This window comes from Prevotella sp. P3-122 (genome assembly GCF_002251365.1).
Classification (GTDB): Bacteria; Bacteroidota; Bacteroidia; order Bacteroidales; family Bacteroidaceae; genus Prevotella.
Map to the genome: position 1 here is coordinate 67,230 of NZ_NPJH01000015.1, position 18,679 is coordinate 85,908.

11 protein-coding genes are annotated in these 18,679 nt (G+C 46.0%); 7 read left to right on the forward strand and 4 right to left on the reverse strand.

Annotated elements, in window-relative coordinates; all coding sequences use genetic code 11:
• Nucleotides 1-290: 290 nt before the first annotated feature.
• The 3 genes from CIL02_RS03095 to CIL02_RS03100 form a co-directional block, all read right to left on the reverse strand.
• Nucleotides 291-1,217 carry a hypothetical protein gene (locus CIL02_RS03095; RefSeq protein WP_094399021.1) on the reverse strand — a complete coding sequence of 309 codons (927 nt, stop codon included), beginning with the start codon at nucleotides 1,215-1,217 and terminating at the stop codon, nucleotides 291-293.
• The gene (locus tag CIL02_RS15970; protein WP_141210098.1) at nucleotides 1,214-1,396 is read right to left on the reverse strand and encodes a hypothetical protein; all 183 of its coding nucleotides are present in this window, start codon (nucleotides 1,394-1,396) and stop codon (nucleotides 1,214-1,216) included. Before CIL02_RS15970 ends, CIL02_RS03095 begins: the two co-directional genes overlap by 4 nt.
• 95 nt (nucleotides 1,397-1,491) lie before the next feature.
• On the reverse strand, nucleotides 1,492-2,085 hold the full coding sequence (locus CIL02_RS03100; RefSeq protein WP_094399022.1) for a hypothetical protein: 594 nt from the start codon (nucleotides 2,083-2,085) through the stop codon (nucleotides 1,492-1,494).
• A 569-nt stretch (nucleotides 2,086-2,654) separates the two neighbouring features.
• Here CIL02_RS03100 and CIL02_RS03105 point away from each other — a divergent pair.
• The 4 genes from CIL02_RS03105 to CIL02_RS16230 all read left to right on the forward strand — a co-directional run bounded on the left by CIL02_RS03105 (nucleotide 2,655) and on the right by CIL02_RS16230 (nucleotide 9,059).
• Entirely contained in the window at nucleotides 2,655-5,225 is a 2,571-nt protein-coding gene (locus CIL02_RS03105; RefSeq protein WP_094399023.1) for a glycoside hydrolase family 88 protein, read from the forward strand.
• 53 nt (nucleotides 5,226-5,278) lie between these two features.
• Nucleotides 5,279-7,420, forward strand: coding sequence for a polysaccharide lyase family 1 protein (locus tag CIL02_RS03110; RefSeq protein ID WP_206073465.1), 2,142 nt, complete (start codon nucleotides 5,279-5,281; stop codon nucleotides 7,418-7,420).
• Nucleotides 7,421-7,509: 89 nt separating this feature from the next.
• On the forward strand, nucleotides 7,510-8,757 hold the full coding sequence (locus CIL02_RS03115; protein WP_094399024.1) for a hypothetical protein: 1,248 nt from the start codon (nucleotides 7,510-7,512) through the stop codon (nucleotides 8,755-8,757).
• A gap of 164 nt (nucleotides 8,758-8,921) precedes the next feature.
• Entirely contained in the window at nucleotides 8,922-9,059 is a 138-nt protein-coding gene (locus CIL02_RS16230; protein ID WP_170934995.1) for a hypothetical protein, read from the forward strand.
• Between the two features lie 66 nt (nucleotides 9,060-9,125).
• Here CIL02_RS16230 and CIL02_RS03120 read toward each other — a convergent pair whose 3' ends face one another.
• The gene (locus CIL02_RS03120; RefSeq protein ID WP_094399025.1) at nucleotides 9,126-11,042 is read right to left on the reverse strand and encodes a family 43 glycosylhydrolase; all 1,917 of its coding nucleotides are present in this window, start codon (nucleotides 11,040-11,042) and stop codon (nucleotides 9,126-9,128) included.
• Between the two features lie 310 nt (nucleotides 11,043-11,352).
• Between CIL02_RS03120 and CIL02_RS03125 the strand changes: the two genes are divergently transcribed.
• Genes CIL02_RS03125 through CIL02_RS03135 form a run of 3 tightly spaced genes read left to right on the forward strand, consistent with a single transcriptional unit; the run spans nucleotide 11,353 to nucleotide 18,039 of the window.
• Nucleotides 11,353-14,580, forward strand: a complete 3,228-nt coding sequence (locus tag CIL02_RS03125) for a TonB-dependent receptor (protein WP_094399026.1) — start codon at nucleotides 11,353-11,355, stop codon at nucleotides 14,578-14,580.
• A gap of 19 nt (nucleotides 14,581-14,599) precedes the next feature.
• Entirely contained in the window at nucleotides 14,600-16,420 is a 1,821-nt protein-coding gene (locus CIL02_RS03130; RefSeq protein ID WP_094399027.1) for a RagB/SusD family nutrient uptake outer membrane protein, read from the forward strand.
• A 32-nt stretch (nucleotides 16,421-16,452) separates the two neighbouring features.
• A complete protein-coding gene (locus tag CIL02_RS03135) occupies nucleotides 16,453-18,039 on the forward strand; it encodes a fibronectin type III domain-containing protein (RefSeq protein WP_240513507.1) in 1,587 nt (528 codons plus the stop codon).
• Nucleotides 18,040-18,679 lie beyond the last annotated feature (640 nt).

Below are 18,679 nucleotides of genomic sequence, written 5' to 3' on the forward strand. Positions count from 1 at the left end.
CCGAAACTGTTCTCAATTTTATATTTCCGTATAGCTTTTGATAAATAATTTGCAATGAACCTACAATTTGATGCAAAATTATAGGCAAATCGCATGTTATCGGAGTAATACTGTTCGTGATAACAGTCTATTCTCAAATTAAGGTATCGTAATTTCATCAATTTATAGTATTTGATATTTATCTTTATTAGCTTGCCCAATATGATATCCGTCTATTATGTCTGAACCATATGTCAATAGGCTCATGATGTATAAAAAGACATGTCCTACAGGTTTTGAGGCAATTATATTTAAAATGCCTCTTCAGGACTATTTCTTTTTTTCAAAGACAGAACATATATATCACCACTCTCATTTTCTAACTCCATATATATTTTATTATTGTGACAAAACATATTTCTTATCAATAATTGTAGGTTTCTCTTTTGGAAAAATATTCTGCTTACGTTGTTGATTTTTACCTTTTTCCTTTTATACAACCAATCAAAAGTTTTTCTTTTGCCATTCTCGTAAAACACCCCCTTTCCATCTGACTCAAAACATATAAGTGGTACTTCTTCGCAAGTATGTTGCGACAATTTCTCACCCGATTTTGTTCGTTTTTTGTAAATGATAGTCTGAAAATACCAGCTACCATAAAGGCTTTCAACATTCATTTCCACAGAATGGTAACCATCGTTTGAAGAAATGATATTTTCTGCCAATGAATCACCATTTGAGCAAATCTTGTTTCTCAAACAATCATATTCTTCGAACGACATATTTACATGAGATAATATTGAATCGGAAAAAGCGACACCCTCCATATTATTCTCGTGCATAAGGTAGTTAATAACAGCAAGGGAGTAAGTAACAAAATGAGCATCTTCCATACATACTCTATTTTTATAAGACAACCATTCTTCCAGATATTCTTTCATTTTATTGGAAGGTGTACGAAAAAAATACAGGCTATCACCATTGACAGCAAATAATTTCAAAGGAAAATGCGGTCCCATGCCTTTGTATGAATAGATTCCATCCTGAAACTCGAAATCATCATATACACACATATTGTACACATTCTTGCCAGCACCAGCATCAATACGGCCGTATTTGCAGTTGATAATATCAGAAATACTGTCTGGCACATTAACCCATTGAAATGGATATCTTTGGGCTAACGTTTGCTGTACAGACTGCATCACAAATAATAAAACAAGAATATATCTCATCATTTCTCCTCTAATTCATGTCGAACTTGTTTTTCTATCTCGCGTGGTAAGACCTCCCTGTCAGGGCGTGGTTTTCCTCCATGTTTAACTTCATATTTTATATCTGCATCTATTTCAGTTATATTAGTACAATGAACGGTTTCATGAGACATAACAATACCCAATGCTTCATCTTCTGGCAAACCTTCATACTTTAGACCAGAATCAGACCGTATAGATTCTTTTATACTCCCAAAATAAATCTTTATATTTGCATCATTTAGTCTATATTGACCATTTACAAAATATCTCCCATAATTCTATTCTTATCAAAATTACCTTGAATTGTTTCTCCATAAGTCATACTATTTTTTTTATTTTTTATTTCATTTGTCATTTCTATGTGTATTTTTGTACTTGAATTAATTAAATTTTGTAATTGTCCTATCCCGATTCTAGTCATAGACAGGTGATCACCGCAATATACACCCTCACCTTTAAACTCTATGTATAGAGAATCACCATACACAATTGGATATTTCATATTATGAAGTGGAATAGAGTAGCTGATTATTTCCAATGGAGATTCTTTGCCAACTTGCAAAAGAGTATCACCCTTAAAAGTATAATAATTTATGCACTTGTCGCCAAAAATCATTATCTGTCCCATACTATCAACATTGCACTGTAAATATTGTGGCTTCTCTAAATACTTCAATTCAGAAAAATCCCAAATACAGTCAACACCACATTCGCCAGGATAGACACCTTCCACACGTGTTAACATATATTTTCCAATGTTCCCTTTCAAAACCGCATCGCAAGCGGATGTCATACTTGGTATAAACACAAGTAGGAACAACAGAATCTGTTTAGTTACTGATTTTATCATTTTGACACCATATTTTGACGAGATGATAATTCTGTTTTGTAAACCTTGCGGTTAATCTATTGCAAACTTACAAAAAAGAAACAGATATACAAAATTGGAAAGAAGAAAACTTCAATATTATCTTCATTTTCAACATTGGCATCTCAACAACCAGCTTACGCATCAGCAAGTTGCCAATTAATTTATAGGGTGTACAGTTTGATGTAAGAAAATCAGTAGAACGCCCTGAGCCAAAGGTCGCCGGCTGCAAGGAAAGGCAAAGGGCAAAAGCGTTATTTGGCCTGCTGTTATCTACGCTTTTGCGCTTACAGCGCGACCATCACCTACATACTGAAATAACCCAGGGTGTCGCTACGCTTTACCCTGGGCTATGCGCTTTTGCGCTTACAGCGCGACAATTACCGACATGAACTTCAGAATTAGGATATTCAATTTTTGCACATCAAACTGTACACCCTAATTAATTTACGTAAATTAACGAATTTCCCAACAAAGTTTCCATAATATTTTCATATCTTTGCAGAAACTTTGAAAGCTAAGACACTTACGAACTAATCAAATACTTTATAATGAAACAGATTATTTCAACACTACTTCTATTGCTGTCAATACCTGTATGCGTGATGGCACAGGGATGGAACGAGAGCGAGTACAAACAAATCGAGAGCAGCATCAGGATGCCAGAGTTCCCAAACAAGAGCTTTAGCATCAAGCAGTTTGGCGCCAAGGTCAATGCCACGGCAGCCGCCAACCAGAAGGCCATAAACAGGGCCATATCCACATGCTCGGCTAAAGGTGGCGGCACCGTTGTCATTCCTGCCGGCACATGGAATACGGGAGCACTGAGGATGAAGAGCCACGTGAATCTCCACCTTGAGGAGGGTGCGACACTGCTCTTCGCATTCCAACCGGAACTATACCCCATGGTGAAGACATCGTGGGAAGGATTAGGCTGCTGGAACTACTCTCCCTGCATCTATGCCTACGAGGAGACTGACGTTGCCATTACGGGTAAGGGAACCATAGACGGTAACGGAAGCCGTGAGACATGGTGGCCGTGGTGCGGAGCGACAAAGTTCGGATATGTAGAGGGCGAGACCAAGGAGTCGCAGAAGCTTGGTAGCAGGGCACAGCTACTGAAATATGCCGAGGACGGTGTGCCAGAGGACGAACGCAAGTTCGGTATGGGACACGGACTGAGACCGCAGCTCATCAACTTCAACCGCTGCGACGGTATTCTCATAAAGGACGTGAAGATGACCAACTCACCTTTCTGGGTAATCCACCCATTGCTGTCAAAAAACATAACCGTTGACGGAGTATACATCTGGAACGAGGGACCTAACGGCGACGGATGCGACCCCGAGGCATGCGAGAACGTACTGATACAGAACTGCACTTTCCATACGGGCGACGACTGTATAGCCATAAAGAGCGGACGCAACAACGACGGACGCCTGTGGAACACGCCAAGCAAGAACATCATAATACGCAACTGCAAGATGGAGGACGGACACGGAGGAGTAGTGATTGGCTCTGAGATTTCGGGCGGATGCCAGAACGTGTATGCAGAGAACTGCCACATGGACTCTCCCGACCTCGACCGCGTACTGCGCATAAAGACAAACAACTGCCGTGGTGGCCTCATCGAGAACATCAACATGAGGAATGTCACAGTAGGACAGTGCCGTGAGGCCGTGCTGAAGATAAACCTCGACTACGAGCCAAAAGAGCTGTGCTACCGTGGTTTCCAGCCTACCGTAAGAAAGGTGTACATGGAGAACGTCACCTGCCAGAAGAGCAACTACGGCGTGCTGATTATCGGGCTCAACGAAATAGAGAACGTATACGACATAACGGTAAAGGACTGCAAATTCGAGGGTGTAGTGAAGAAGCCTGTACAGGTGACGGGCAAGACACGCAACGTGAAATACGACAACCTGTTCATCAACGGACAGCTGATACTGACCGATGCCGACAAGCCTTACAAGAACTACTCGCAGTGGATGACATGGTCGGAGATGAAGCGTAACCCAAAGAGCTTCCTGCTGGACTTCTCGAAGAAACCGAAATGGAGCTACGTGATGGGCATAGAGATGGAGAGCATGCTCGACACCTACCTGAGATATAAAGACGAGAAGGTGATAGAATACCTCTGCGAATACCCCGACACGATGATTGATGCCGACGGCAACATAACCGGCTACAAGCTGGAGGACTACAACCTCGACAACGTACGCACGGCAAAGTTCATCTTTCGCATGAACCGCCTCTTCCCTGCCGAAAACCTTGACAAGGCCATCAATACCTTGTTCAGCCAGCTTGAGAAGCAGCCGCGCACCAACGAGGGAGTATGGTGGCACAAGGCTATCTACGCCAATCAGGTATGGCTCGACGGCATCTTCATGGGACTGCCGTTCTACAGCCTCGCAGCACCATCTGTAAAGGGTATGAAAAAAGCACAGGAGAAGTACTGGAAGGATGCCATAGACCAGATTGTGAAGACTGACAAGCGCACATACGACGAGAAGACAAACCTGTGGAAGCATGCATGGGACGAGACACACACAGCCTTCTGGGCAGACAAGGAAACAGGACAGAGCAAGCACACATGGGCACGGGCTTTGGGATGGTATGTCATGGCAATGACCGAGGTACTCGACGTGCTGCCTGCCGACTATCCAGGACGCAACGATGTTGTCGCACTGCTCGAGAAGACCATGAAGTCGGTGGTTGACTATCAGGACAAGAAGACTGGTGTATGGTACGACGTGCTCGATGTGAAGGACGAGCGTAACTACCTGGAAGCCACAGCATCATCAATGTTTGCCTACGTTATGCTTAAAGGTGTGCGCAAAGGATACCTGCCTAAGGAATACCGCAAGGCTGGCGTGAAGGCTTTCAACGGAATAGTAGAGAACTTCATACGCGTCAATGGCGACAAGACCATATCTCTTACCAACTGCTGCTCGGTATCGGGACTCGGTCCCGCACCAGGCCCATACGTAAAGAAACCCAACTTCAAGCGTGACGGCAGCTTCGACTATTACATGAGCGAGCCTATAAGAGACAACGACGCCAAGGGCGTAGGACCATTCATTTGGGCTGCACTCGAAATGGAATGCATGCCGGCTGAGTAATGCCAGAAAACAAGCTACTTAAAAACTAAAACTACACATTATTATATATAAAGATGAAAAGGATAATGACAACTATGGTTGCAGCAGCCATGTTCTCGGTTGTGGCAACAGCACAGACACCGGCTTTCCCTGGCGCTGAGGGATTTGCGAGATACACCACTACCGGAGGAAGGGGTGGAAAGGTGCTGCACGTAACCAATCTTAACGACTCAGGCACAGGGTCTTTGCGTGAAGCACTGCAGAACACTTCGGGAAAGCGTATCATTGTATTTGACGTGTCGGGTACAATAGCTCTGAAAAGCAACCTTATCATAAAGAATGGCGACGTGACCGTGGAGGGACAGACAGCCCCCGGTGACGGCATCACCATCCGTGACTATTCTTTGGAGAATAAGGCAAACAACGTGATAGTAAGGTTCATAAGGGTAAGACGAGGCAACGCTGTCGACGTGAACGACGGTGCCGACGCCTTCTGGGGGAAGAACAGAAGCAACATCATCATAGACCACTGCTCTCTGAGCTGGAGCATCGACGAGACTGCCTCGTTCTACGACAACAAGAACTTCACCATGCAGTGGTGTACCATTGCCGAGAGTCTCAACAATGCAGGCCACGAGAAGGGAGCACACGGCTACGGAGGTATATGGGGAGGAAAGAGCGCATCGTTCCACCATAACCTGTTGGCACACCACACCAACCGCTGTCCACGTCTTAACGGTGCCAGATACGGATGGGGAGGTTCTGCAGCAGACAACTATGCCAGCAGCATACTTGCCGAACAGGTAGACCTTAGAAACAACGTGATGTACAACTGGGGACAAGGCAACGGAGCATACGCAGGCATGGGCGGCTACCACAATATAGTGAACAACTACTATAAGTACGGACCAGCCACAAAGAACAAGTACCGTGTGTTCCAGTGCGGACATACATCAAACGCTTCGGGAGAGGTTATCCCGGTCAACACCTACGGACATTTCTACATCAACGGAAACTATGTTCGGGACAAGGGCGAGAACTACGACTGGAATGGAGTCATCGTTGATGACGGCAACACCACCGTATGGGACACCATACGACTGAGTGAGCCTATACCATCTGGTACTGTAACCACTCATTCGGCGCAGAAGGCGTTCGACAAGGTATTGGCCTACGCAGGAGCATCGTATAAGAGAGATGCCGTGGACGTAAGGTATGCCGATGAAGCAAAGAACGGTACGGCCACATATAAAGGCAGCGTGACCAAGCTTGCCGGCATCATAGACACTCAGGACGACGTGCAGGGATGGCCAACGCTGAAGTCGAAGGCAAAGCTGACCGACTCCGACAACGACGGCATGCCCGACATCTGGGAAACGGCAAATGGTCTGAACCCCAACGATGCCGCAGACGCTTCTACCTACACCATAGACAAGAAAGGCTATTACACGAATATTGAAGTATATTGCAACGCTCTCGTTGAAGACCTGATGAAGGCAGGCAACACCGACGCTATCGATGCCGTCGACGAATACTATCCCGAGACACAGAAAGTGGAGGGCATACCGTACTACGACGGTTCGGCTGCCGAGGGCGGATACGACAATGAGCCGGATGAGCCGGAACCTCCTGTAAATCCTGGTGACAATGAAACCGTAAGCTACACACTCTCTCAGACCACTTACAAAGAGAGCACTGCTACAGGAACATGGAGCTTCAGCAATGGCTTCACGGTGAGCAACAACAACAGCAAGGCATACCAGACCGGACAGGAAAACGGAATCAAATACTCGGCAAATGTACAATACACAATAGGTATTCCTGAAGACGCAACCTTAGACTCACTGACATTCGCAGGCTACGACAACTATCAGGAGGTGGATGCATACCTTGGAGAGCTGGCTGGCGAAACCTTCGACGCCACCAGCTATGTGTTTCCACAAAAGGATGCCGATGGCAACTATACAGTTGCCTCGCACACCGTGGTGCTTGACCAGCCGGCAACAGACTACATCACTTTCACCCCTAAAGGCAAACAGGTGGTGTGGGTGATTACACTGTTTGGCTCAAAGCAGGCTTCAGGCATCAGCGCCATTTCGGACGGTCAGGATGAGCAGCCAGCATACTACACCACACAAGGCATCAGAACATTGTCACCAAGAAAAGGCGTTGCAATCGTAAAAACAGGACAGAAAGCGGTAAAGAAGGTGATTTAATAATTATTTAATATCAAAAATACCAAAGGTATGATTATTTTGTATACCTTTGCAGTATCTAAGTAATAAACAATTAAACATCAAGTAACATGAACAAATTTTTACGCTTTTCCGTTCTGGCCATATTGGCCATAGTCTGCAATGCAAGCTTTGCACAGACTACCATCTGGGAAGAAGACTGGTCAACAGCTAAAAAAGACCAGACACCTACCGAGGTAAACCCGAACTACACCTTCGGTAATGGTGGCGGTGCAACTAAAATCTACAATGAGAAACTTGCAGGTGGCGAAGCTCCTGAGCTTCTTTTAGCAAAGAGTGGTGGTTTCCTTACTGCAAGCATAGACCTGAATGGTGCAAGCGGTGACATGACACTGCGCTACCAATCCAACAGGGCTACAGTTAATGTAACTTCTGAAACAGAAGGTGTTACTGTAGGTGACGCTACTAATAATGGTAACTCATATGAGCTTACGGTTAAGGTACCAGCTGGTACAGAAAAGCTCTCTTTGACATTCACAAATACAGGTTCGAACGCACGTCTTGACGACATTTGGCTTTTCCAGGGCGAAGCAAAGAAGATGGCTGGTCTTTCATGGGGTACTGCATCAAGAGATGTCACAATAGGCTCAGAAGAAAACAAATTCCCCGTTCTCAGCAATGCAAACAACCTGCCTGTTACCTATACAGCTGTTCCTGATACAGCCGCAACAATTGACGCAACAGGTGCTATCACACTTATCAAGGCAGGTAAGGCTGTTATCTCAGCCATCTTTGAAGGCAACGACGAGTATGAGGCTCAGACCGTATCATATACTCTTACTGTAAAGGCTGCTGCTGAAGAAGGTGGTGGTGAGACTGTTGACATAAGCAACACACCCGAAACTGCCTACACTGTAGCAAAGGCTATCGAGCTTATCGCTGCAGGTGAAGGACTCAGCACAAAGGTATATGTTAAGGGTACAATCTCATCCATAAAGGAGATTAACACACAATACGGCAACGCTACCTACGATATATCTGACGATGGCACTACATCCAACGCTCTCACAGTATACCGTGGCAAATATCTGGGTGGCGAGAAATTCACAGCAGGTGATGAGCTGGAAGTAGGTGACGATGTAGTTGTTTATGGTCAGCTGAAACTTTACAACACCTCAAATCAGATCAACACAGGCAGCAGCATATACTCTGTCAACGGTGTCACAACAGGTGTAAACGGCATTACAACAGACAAGGCAGACGCCAACGCCCCTGTATTCAACCTTGCCGGACAGCGAGTAAACGGCAACTTCAAGGGTGTTGTAATACAGAACGGCAAGAAGTTCATGAACAGATAATCTTCCTCTGCATACGCAGACAACAACTCCCCCACCCTCAACATTGGGGATGCATAATAAAGGGCCGCATCATTCTCCTTTGGAAATGATACGGCCCCTTTATTATGCAATACAACCGACTAAGGTGTCCAGTTTGTTAGGGTGTCCAATTTGATTTGCAAAAATTGAATATCCTAATTCTGAAGTTCATGTCGGTAATTGTCGCGCTGAACCAAAGGTCGCCGGCTGAAAGGAAAGGCAAAGGAAAGGCAAAGCGCAAAAGCGTAGACAACAGCAAGACAGATAACGCTTTTGCGCTGTAAGCGCGGAATCGTTGAGATACCACAAAACTCGTTAGAGAACAGTTGTAAGGGTGGAATCTTTAGTTATCATTCTGTAATCGTTGCTCCCTTTGCTGTTGGAGGAATGTTCTGGATGTCTCCGTTGGCATTGTAGTAAAGTGGCTCGCAAATGACAGAGCGACTATAGCTGGTGCCATCAGGCAGGCCACCGTTGTGCGAGAAAAAGAGCCACTGTCCCTTGAACTCAACTATGGCAGGATGGGTAGTGTTTGAGTTACCCGCAATCTCGCTGATTACCCCTTTGTTCTCATAAGGTCCCCAGATGTTGTCTGCCACAGAGTATGCTATTTTCTCTGGCCATTCGGAGGCGTATGTAAGATAGTACTTCCCTTGATACTTATGCAACCAAGGAGCCTCAGTGAATGGTTGTTCTTCATTGATGGCAATGCGCTTGATAGGACCATCGATTTCAATCATATTATCCTTAAGTTTTGCCAAATAGCATTCTCTATTTCCCCATATTATATATGGTGTACCGTCATCATCAATAAGTATGGCCGGATCAATGACACACCAACTATGTTTTGAGTCAAAGCAGTCCTCCTTAGTAAGCAGCGGTTTGCCGAGGGCATCCTTATAAGGACCAGTAATCTTGTCGCTGACGGCTACGCCTATGCCACACCAATTTGTAGATACATACCAGTAGTACCTGCCATCCTTACCCTTGGCAACATGACCAGCATATGCCTGCTTGCTTTTAGCCCATTTGAAGTCATCAATATGCAGTGGCGATGGATGCTCTGTCCAGTTCTTCAAGTCTGTTGTGGAGTATAGCAGCCAATCTCGCATCACGTAGCCTTTCTGGTTGCCCTCCATGTCGTGACCGGCAAAAAGCCAGAGAGTGTCGCCCTCTATCAATACTGCAGGATCGGCAGTGTGCTTGTCACGGATCAGGGGATTGCCATTGCTCTCAAATTGATGTGTAAGTACCCATCCCCATTTCTGCTGCAAACGTTGCAATTCGTCCTTGGTCACTGAAATAACGGAGCCATGACGGGGGAAGAAGTTCTTTCGGAACGACTGTGGTTCATTAGACCAATTTATTATATCCTTGGAAGTCTGATACTCATAACGGCCACTACCATATAGGTCATACATAAGAATCCACTGTCCACTACCATCGTGTAGTGGGAAAACACTGCTTCCCTCCACATGCGTCTTGGTACCAGCATAGGCATCAAGATATTTAAAGTCCTCTTTCCACGGGCCGAACAATTTCCTCGATGTAGCTTGCTGAATGCCGTTTTTCACTTCCTTGCCGTTCTCATCCTTCGTATTGCCTTTATAATAGAGGTGGTAGAGACCATCCTTGTATATGATGTCGTTGTCTATGCTACCATACTTGGCCGAAAAGAGTTGCTTGGGCTCACTCTCGAATGCAGTGAAGTCTGAGTTGGCATAAGCATAGTAGGTGATAAGACTCCTACGGCCATCACCAGTGCGCTGAAGCGTGAAATATATCATGTACTTCTTGGCCTTTCTGTCATATATGGTCTGTGGTGCCCATACCCAGTAAGCATCGCTGAACTTTGGCCAGTCCTTGCCTAAATTAATCTTAGCATGCGACCAGTTGACGAGGTCACTCGACTTCATGAGCACTATGCCAGGATTTTCTTTCCATCCGTTTTTAGCAGTGTTCATGTCTGTAGCCACTATATAGTAGTAGCCATCCTCACCACGCAGGATATGAGGGTCTCGAATGCCTCCGCTTTCCGAGATACTGTCGCTGCCCACTACTGGCCTATTACCATTGAGAGCATACCAGTTACGGGCATCCTCGCTAACGGCGAAGCGCAACTGTTCTTGAAGGTTGTTATCTCCACCACCCTCAAAATAGGCAAAGAGATAACCCGCATAGGGGGCCACGTGCCTACTCTGTTTCTTAATTGCACTGGCACTGTAGGTCAGTGCTGCTAAGAGTACAATAACTGTAATTCTTTTCATGATTTAGGTTGTTTAAATGAATTGTGCCTGCTAAGATACGATTTTTATTTCTATTAGTCATACCAAATGACGATTTTTTTTATTGCAGCTCTTGTGCATTGGCAGCATTACATATCTGTTTCATTTAGTAAGCATGGCATTTCCACATTATTATTTTATATATGGTTTTACAAATGGCCAATAACGGAAAAATGACGGGAAAACAGAAAAAAACATCAATAATATTTGGACAAATAAAGGATTTTTTCGTAAATTTGCAGAAATATCAAAAAACTATATTAATTAAATACTAATCTAACCAAATTTAAGTATGTCTGTTTATTTGAATAACATTCGAATGGCGCTGCTATCCCTATTCCTTCTTGTGGCATCGGGAACAATGACAGCCCAGACCATTACTGGTTCAGTAAAAGACAATACCGGCGAACCCGTTATTGGTGCAACTGTCGTGGAGCAGGGAGTAACCAACAACGGTACTGTAACCGATATTGATGGTAACTTCACTCTCAAGCTCAAAAGCAAGAGCAACAAGTTGGGTATTTCATACGTTGGTATGAAGTCCCAGGTAGTAAACGTAAGCGGCAAGAAGTCGGTGAGCATTACGCTCGAAGACGATGCCACCAATCTCAACGACGTTGTTGTCATTGGTTACGGTGCCGTAAAGAAGAAAGACCTTACCGGTTCGGTTGCTACTGTCAACAGCAAGGCTCTGGCAGAGGTTCCTGTAGCATCAGCAACAGAGGCCCTGACAGGTAAGATGGCTGGTGTGCAGGTAACAACAACAGAAGGTTCTCCTGATGCAGAAGTGAAAATCAGAGTTCGTGGTGGAGGTTCTATCACACAGAGCAACGACCCACTGTACATTGTTGACGGCTTCCCTGTAGAAACCATCAGCGACATTCCTGCTACCGACATCGAGGACATCACCGTGCTGAAGGACGCATCCTCAACAGCCATCTACGGTTCGCGTGGTGCAAATGGTGTTATCCTCGTAACCACCAAGAGCGGCAAGAGCGGCAAGGTGAATGTCAGCTACAACGCATACTACAGCTGGAAGACCATTGCCAAGAAGTTCGATGTTCTGGACACTTATGACTATGCCAAGTGGCAGTATGAGCTTGCTCTGCTTAAGAACGAGAACGACCTCAGCTCGTACACACAGTATTTCGGCGAATATCAGGACATGGATCTCTACAAGGGTATAGAAGGAAATGACTGGCAGGATGTTGTGTATGGCCGTACAGGAAACACCTTCAACCATAACGTAAACATCACTGGCGGTACAGACCAAGTGAAGTATGCATTCAGCTATGCTCACATGAACGACAAAGCCATTCAGATTGGTTCCGGTTACAAGCGCGACAACTTTAGCCTGAAACTGAATACCAAACCTACAAAACGTACTACCCTCGACTTCCAGGCCAGATACTCAGACATTGACGTTAAGGGTGGTGGCGCTCAGGATGCTGCCGGAGCATACGATACCGACCGTCGTCTGAAGTACTCCGTTATCTACACTCCTATTCCTTTGGCCAATCTTGACTCTTCGGCAGGTGCTGCAGACGATGACTTCGGCAACCTCTACAACCCTGTTGAAGCTCAATATGACAACGACAAGAGGACCGAGAAGAAGACTTTGAATATTGCTGCCGCATTCGGTTGGGAGATTATCGACAACCTCCGCCTGAAAACAGAATTCGGATATGACGACTTCAACCAGTACGACAAGAGGTTCTTCGGTCTTACCACTTATTACGTAAAGAACGTACCGGCATCAGACAATCAGAATATGCCTGCCATACGTCTGATAGACACAAACCGTCACCGTTTCCGCAGTACTAATACCGTGAACTACGACTTCAAGAAAATACTGAAGTCTGATGACCACAGCCTCAACCTTCTCGTTGGCCACGAATATGTGATCACAAAAAAGAGAACCAACACTAATGAGTCTCATGGATTCCCTACAGACTTCGATGCCGACATGGCATGGAAGCTCACTTCTCAGGGAACACCATATATGATAGACGATGTATATAGTGCAGACGACAAGCTGCTGTCGTTCTTCGGCCGCGCCAACTACAACTACAAAGACAAGTATCTGTTTAGTGCAACATTCCGTGCCGATGCTTCTTCAAAGTTTGCAAGCAACAATCGTTGGGGCTACTTCCCATCTGCAGCCATTGCATGGCGTATTTCTTCCGAGCCTTTCATGAAAAATACAAAGAGCTGGCTTGACGACCTTAAGCTTCGCTTGTCTTACGGTACAGCTGGTAACAACAACATCCCGGTAGGACAGCTCTCTCAGATGTATGAGCTAAAGACCTCATCATGGGTAAATAATTTCACCAGTTTCTGGGCACCATCAAAGACGATGGCCAACCCCGACCTGAAATGGGAAACAACAATTACCCGCAACGTCGGTCTTGACTTCACACTCTTTGGCGGTAAGTTGAGCGGTAACCTCGAAGCTTATATCAACAACACCAAAGACCTGCTCATAGCATTCCCCGTTGGCGGTACAGGCTATGACTCACAGTATCGCAACATGGGCGAGACTGAGAACAAAGGTCTTGAGGCAACGCTTACATGGCATGCGGTAAACAAGAAGGACTGGGGTATTGATATTAATGGCAATATCGGTTTCAACAAGAACAAGATTAAGGATCTCGGTGCCATGGAAGACTTTGGCTGGAACAGCCGATGGGCTTCTACCGAAATCGGACAGGACTACTGGCTTGCCGTTGGTCACTCTGTAGGACAGATACGTGGCTATCAAAATGCAGGCCGCTACGAGGTAGACGACTTCACAGGCTATGACAGCAAGACTGGCAAGTGGATTCTGAAGGAGGGTGTTCCAGACGCTACACCTGTTATAGGTACTGTCCGTCCAGGCTCCTTGAAACTTGTTGACCAGCCAACAGAAGAAGGCGGTGTTGGCAACGGTACCATCGGTGAGGAGGACAATGTCATCATTGGCGATGTGAACCCGGATTTCACAGGAGGTTTTGGAATCAATGTCCGTGCTTACGGCTTCGACTTGTCTGCTCAGTTCAACTTCAGCGTAGGCAACGAGATTTACAACGCCAACAAGATTGAGTTCACATCTACAGGTAAGTACCAGTATCGTAACATGATTACCGAAATGGCTGACGGCAAGCGTTGGACCAACCTCAATGAGGATGGTACTCTCTGCAACGACCCTGCCAAGCTTGCCGAGATGAACAAGAACACCACCATGTGGTCACCATACATGAGCAAGATGGTGCTTACCGACTGGGCTATCGAGGATGCTTCTTTCCTCCGACTGAACACACTCTCACTCGGTTACACTCTTCCTACAAGCCTGACAAAGAAGGTAGGCATAAACAGCCTCCGCTTCTATGTTACCGCTTACAATGTGTTTACCATCACAGGCTACAGTGGTGTTGACCCAGAGTCAGACTGTATACGCACCACAGCTCTCACTCCTTGCGTTGACTACTCAGGCTATCCACGCAGCCGCTCATTCGTAATAGGTATGAACCTGAACTTCTAATATATAAATAAGATATAATATGAACAATTATATAAAATCATCGGTTATCGCAATGTCACTTGCTGCAATAGTCAGCTCGTGTGACATGGATGCGCCAACAATTTCCACCTTGGATGAGTCATCGGTGTTCTCAACCTACTCACTTGCCGAAGCCGAGGTGATGTCAATACATATCTCCTTCGGCGAGACCAACTCTTATCGTGGTCGATTCCTGCCTTACTATGGACTTAACACCGACCTCGAGACTGGTAGCGGAACATATCCCTCACTCAAGGACCAGGCAACAGACAAGCAGAGTCTCTGGAACTATTCTACTCTGTCTACCAACGGACAGATGAATACCGACAACAATGCTTATGCGAAATTCTACGAGGGTATTGAGCGTGCCAACCTTGCTATCGAGGGAATACGCAAACATGGTAATATAGAGCATAACAAGGATATGGCTCACCTTCTCGGCGAAGCTCTCACATTGCGTGCCGTCGTATATAACGACCTCGTAAAGGCTTGGGGTGACGTTCCCGCTCGCTTTGTGCCGAACAATCCTACTAATGTGTATATGCCACGTGCCAATAAGGACTCTATCTACAAGCAGCTCCTTGCCGATCTCGCTGAGGCTGAACAGTATTGCTACTGGCCAAAGGAAAGCTCCATCACCAAGTCTACCGAGCGTGTGAGCAAGGCTTTCGTCAAGGCTCTTCGCGCACGTATCGCTCTCTACGCCTGTGGTTATGCTCTCCGCAGCAACGGCTACACACGCTCTTCTGACCCTGAACTCACTCAGGACAAGATGATGCAGATTGTAAAGGACGAGTGTATTGACATCATCAACCAGGGCTGCAACAAGCTCGGCGACTTCAAGTCAAACTTCGTGAAGCTCTGTCAGGACAACGTCACAGCCGGCGACGAGTCTCTTTGGGAGATTCCGTTCTCTGACGGTCGTGGACGTGTGCTCTACACATGGGGTGTTAAGCACAATGCCAAGGACCAATATACTCAGCAGGCTCAGGGTGGTGTAAACGGCCCGATGCCTTACCTCTACTACGACTACGATGTTGACGACATCCGCCGCGATATCACCTGCGTACCTTACGACTGGAGCAAGGAACTCACCGAGGGCAAGTCTCACCAGCAGCTCCGCGCCATCAACAAGTGGTGCTTCGGCAAGCTCCGCTACGAGTGGATGAAGCGTATCGTTACTTCTACCAATGACGACGGAGTCAACTGGCAGTATATGCGTCTTGCCGATGTATATCTGATGGCAGCTGAGGCAATCAACTATCTCGATGGACCATCGGCAGCATGGCAGTATATGAAGCCAGTGCTCGACCGTGCTCTTCCTGCCGAAAAGGTAGCAGCTCTTCAGGCTAAATACACAGTTAGCAAGGATGCATTCCAGAATGGTATTGTAGAGCAGCGTGCATTTGAGTTTGCAGGCGAGGCTCTCCGCAAGGCAGACCTCGTGCGCTGGGGTATCATCGACGAGAAGATGGCTGAGTGCAAGCAGAAGCTCACAGACCTCGCAAACCGTCAGGGCGCATACGCCGACCTGCCTGTGAAACTGTACTATAAGTTGGCTGATGATGGTGAGACAATCCAGATTTATGGTCTCAACCATGGCGATACCGACGACCAGGGTTCCGACCTTAAGGCAGAAGGCTACACAGCCAAGGATTGGTTTGTAGCCAGCAAGGATGGTTCGAATATCATCACCGAAGACTATATCGAAGGACTCTATGTTAAGCAGCCAAGTATGAATTGCCTCTGGCCTATCTGGCAGACATTTATCGACAAGAGCAACAACATGCTTAACAACGACGGCAACCTCGGACAGTTGTAATATTGTGATAAAACAAAAGAAACGTGAATAATATGAAGAAAATAGCATTATATACAATGATGTTGGGGCTGGGTTCGCTCGCCCTGACATCTTGCGGCGACGCAATGGACGAGATAACAAGTGTTGTGCTCGACCGTGACTTCGCTCCCATTGGTCTTGAGGCTAAGAGTGCCACCGAGAACAGTATCACTCTCGAATGGACCAAGTCACACGATGATGTGACATATACCGTAGAGATCTTTGCTGACGATAGTTTGGCTTTTGCAGGTTCTGCCACCAACACCTTCACTGGTGTTGAGGCAACAAAGTTGAAGATCATAGGTCTTGTGTATGATACCAAGTACTCGGCACGAGTGATGACTATCGACAATGCCGATGCAAGTCGCAACTCAAAGTGGAGCAATGTGTTCTTCCGTACATCTGCTCAGCAGATATTCGAGACACCCACCGAAAACGACATCGCCGACCGCAGCGTCATTATGACCTGGCCTGCAGGCGAAGCTGCCACAACGGTAAGGGTGTATGTTGACGACAACCTGGTGAAGGAACAGCCTGTAACAGCCGATGAGGTTAACGAAGGCAAAGTTGTCGTTACAGGTCTTGAGCCAGAGACAGCTTATACCATCCGTCTCTATAATGGTGAGAAGCAGCGTGGCTCAAAAGACATCACCACTATCGCCGACCTCAATGGCGCTACGCTCGTACATGAGGGTGACGACCTCGGTGAATTGATAGCTAATGCTGAGGATGGACAGGTATTTGCTCTCTATGGAGGTACCCACATTATTGCAGACGCCGAGGAGGAAGGCAAGGCAAGTGCTGCCAAGGTATACAAGAGCATAATTATCAAGGGTATCTATCCTACCAACGTTCCTGTCGTTAAGGGTCGCTTCGAGATTTACGATGGCGCATCTCTTGAAATCAACCAGGTTATCATCGATGGCGTTGACAATTCTACCACCGACCAGGCATTCAACTTCAAGACAGCTGGCGTGACATATCCATTGTTGAGCGTTCAGAACTCTGAGGTGCGCAACTTCGGCAAGGGTGTCTACTACTTCAATGTTGAGGCTACAGTCAACAAGCTCGAGTTCAACAACTGTCTCATCCACGATATCGTCTGCGATGGAGGTGACATGTTCGACTGCCGCAAGGGCCGCATCGACGAGCTCAACTTCCTCAACAGTACAATGTACAACAGTGCAGCGGCACGTGACTTCATCCGTTACGACGATGCTTCTAAGCTTGGAGGTTCTCCTGTAATCACAGTTGATGGCTGTACTATTGATGGTTGTGCCAACGGAGGCAAACGTCTGCTCTATGTTCGATACGTAGGCAACTCTATTGTTTGGAAGAACAACCTCGTCACCAACACAGGTGCTGTATGGAGCAACCAGTCAAAAACCGGTGTCCCAGAGTTCCAGAATAACGCATACTTCAACTGTTCTAAGCTCAACGTGCTCGATGGATCAGATGGAGGCAAGACCAACCTCTTCATCGATGAGAATGGCAAGGCTGTAGACAATCCAAACTTCAAGGATGCTGTCAACGGCGACTTCACAATAGGCAACGAAGATGTATCGAAGCTCGGTGTAGGTGACCCGCGCTGGAACAAGTAATAAGTAATAAGTAATAAGTAATAAGTATTAATAATTACCGAATTACAACTGACTACCCTTTGGACTATATTAATATTCAATTCACACAGTTGATTATTTAAATAGCCCAAAGGGTTTTCTAATTTCTAAAAATATCACCACAACAGAATTTCATTTTAAAGTAATAAAGGCTCAGTAGAAATTTCCGGGGGCTAAGTGCCCCGTAGGGGTGAGTCTTTTCCCCTTTTCTCTTATTCAGAATAGGACAGACATTTCTGTGTCAGTTCAGCACAACTCTCACGCAAAGCATTGCAACCGCCATCGCAAAGCTTTGCATCCGCCCTCGCAAAGCTTTGCAACTGCCAACGCAAAGCTTTGCAATCGTCAACGCAAAGCTTTGCCTTCATTTAGGAGTCCCATCCCCATGTTTTTTCACTGAGCTGTAATAAAGGCTGGAAGGGACAAATTTTTCTTTATAGTATAAACGTTTCCTATGACATTATTTCAGCAAAGATTAAAATCATTAATCTTTCACGACACAATGTCGCCATATCTCGTATTGGCATGTGAATTGCAGTTATAGGGGTGTAAGCGGAAAGCCCCACAGAGGAGCTTGAAACGGTAAACATATATAAACAACAATTCTAAAATAGGAGGTTAC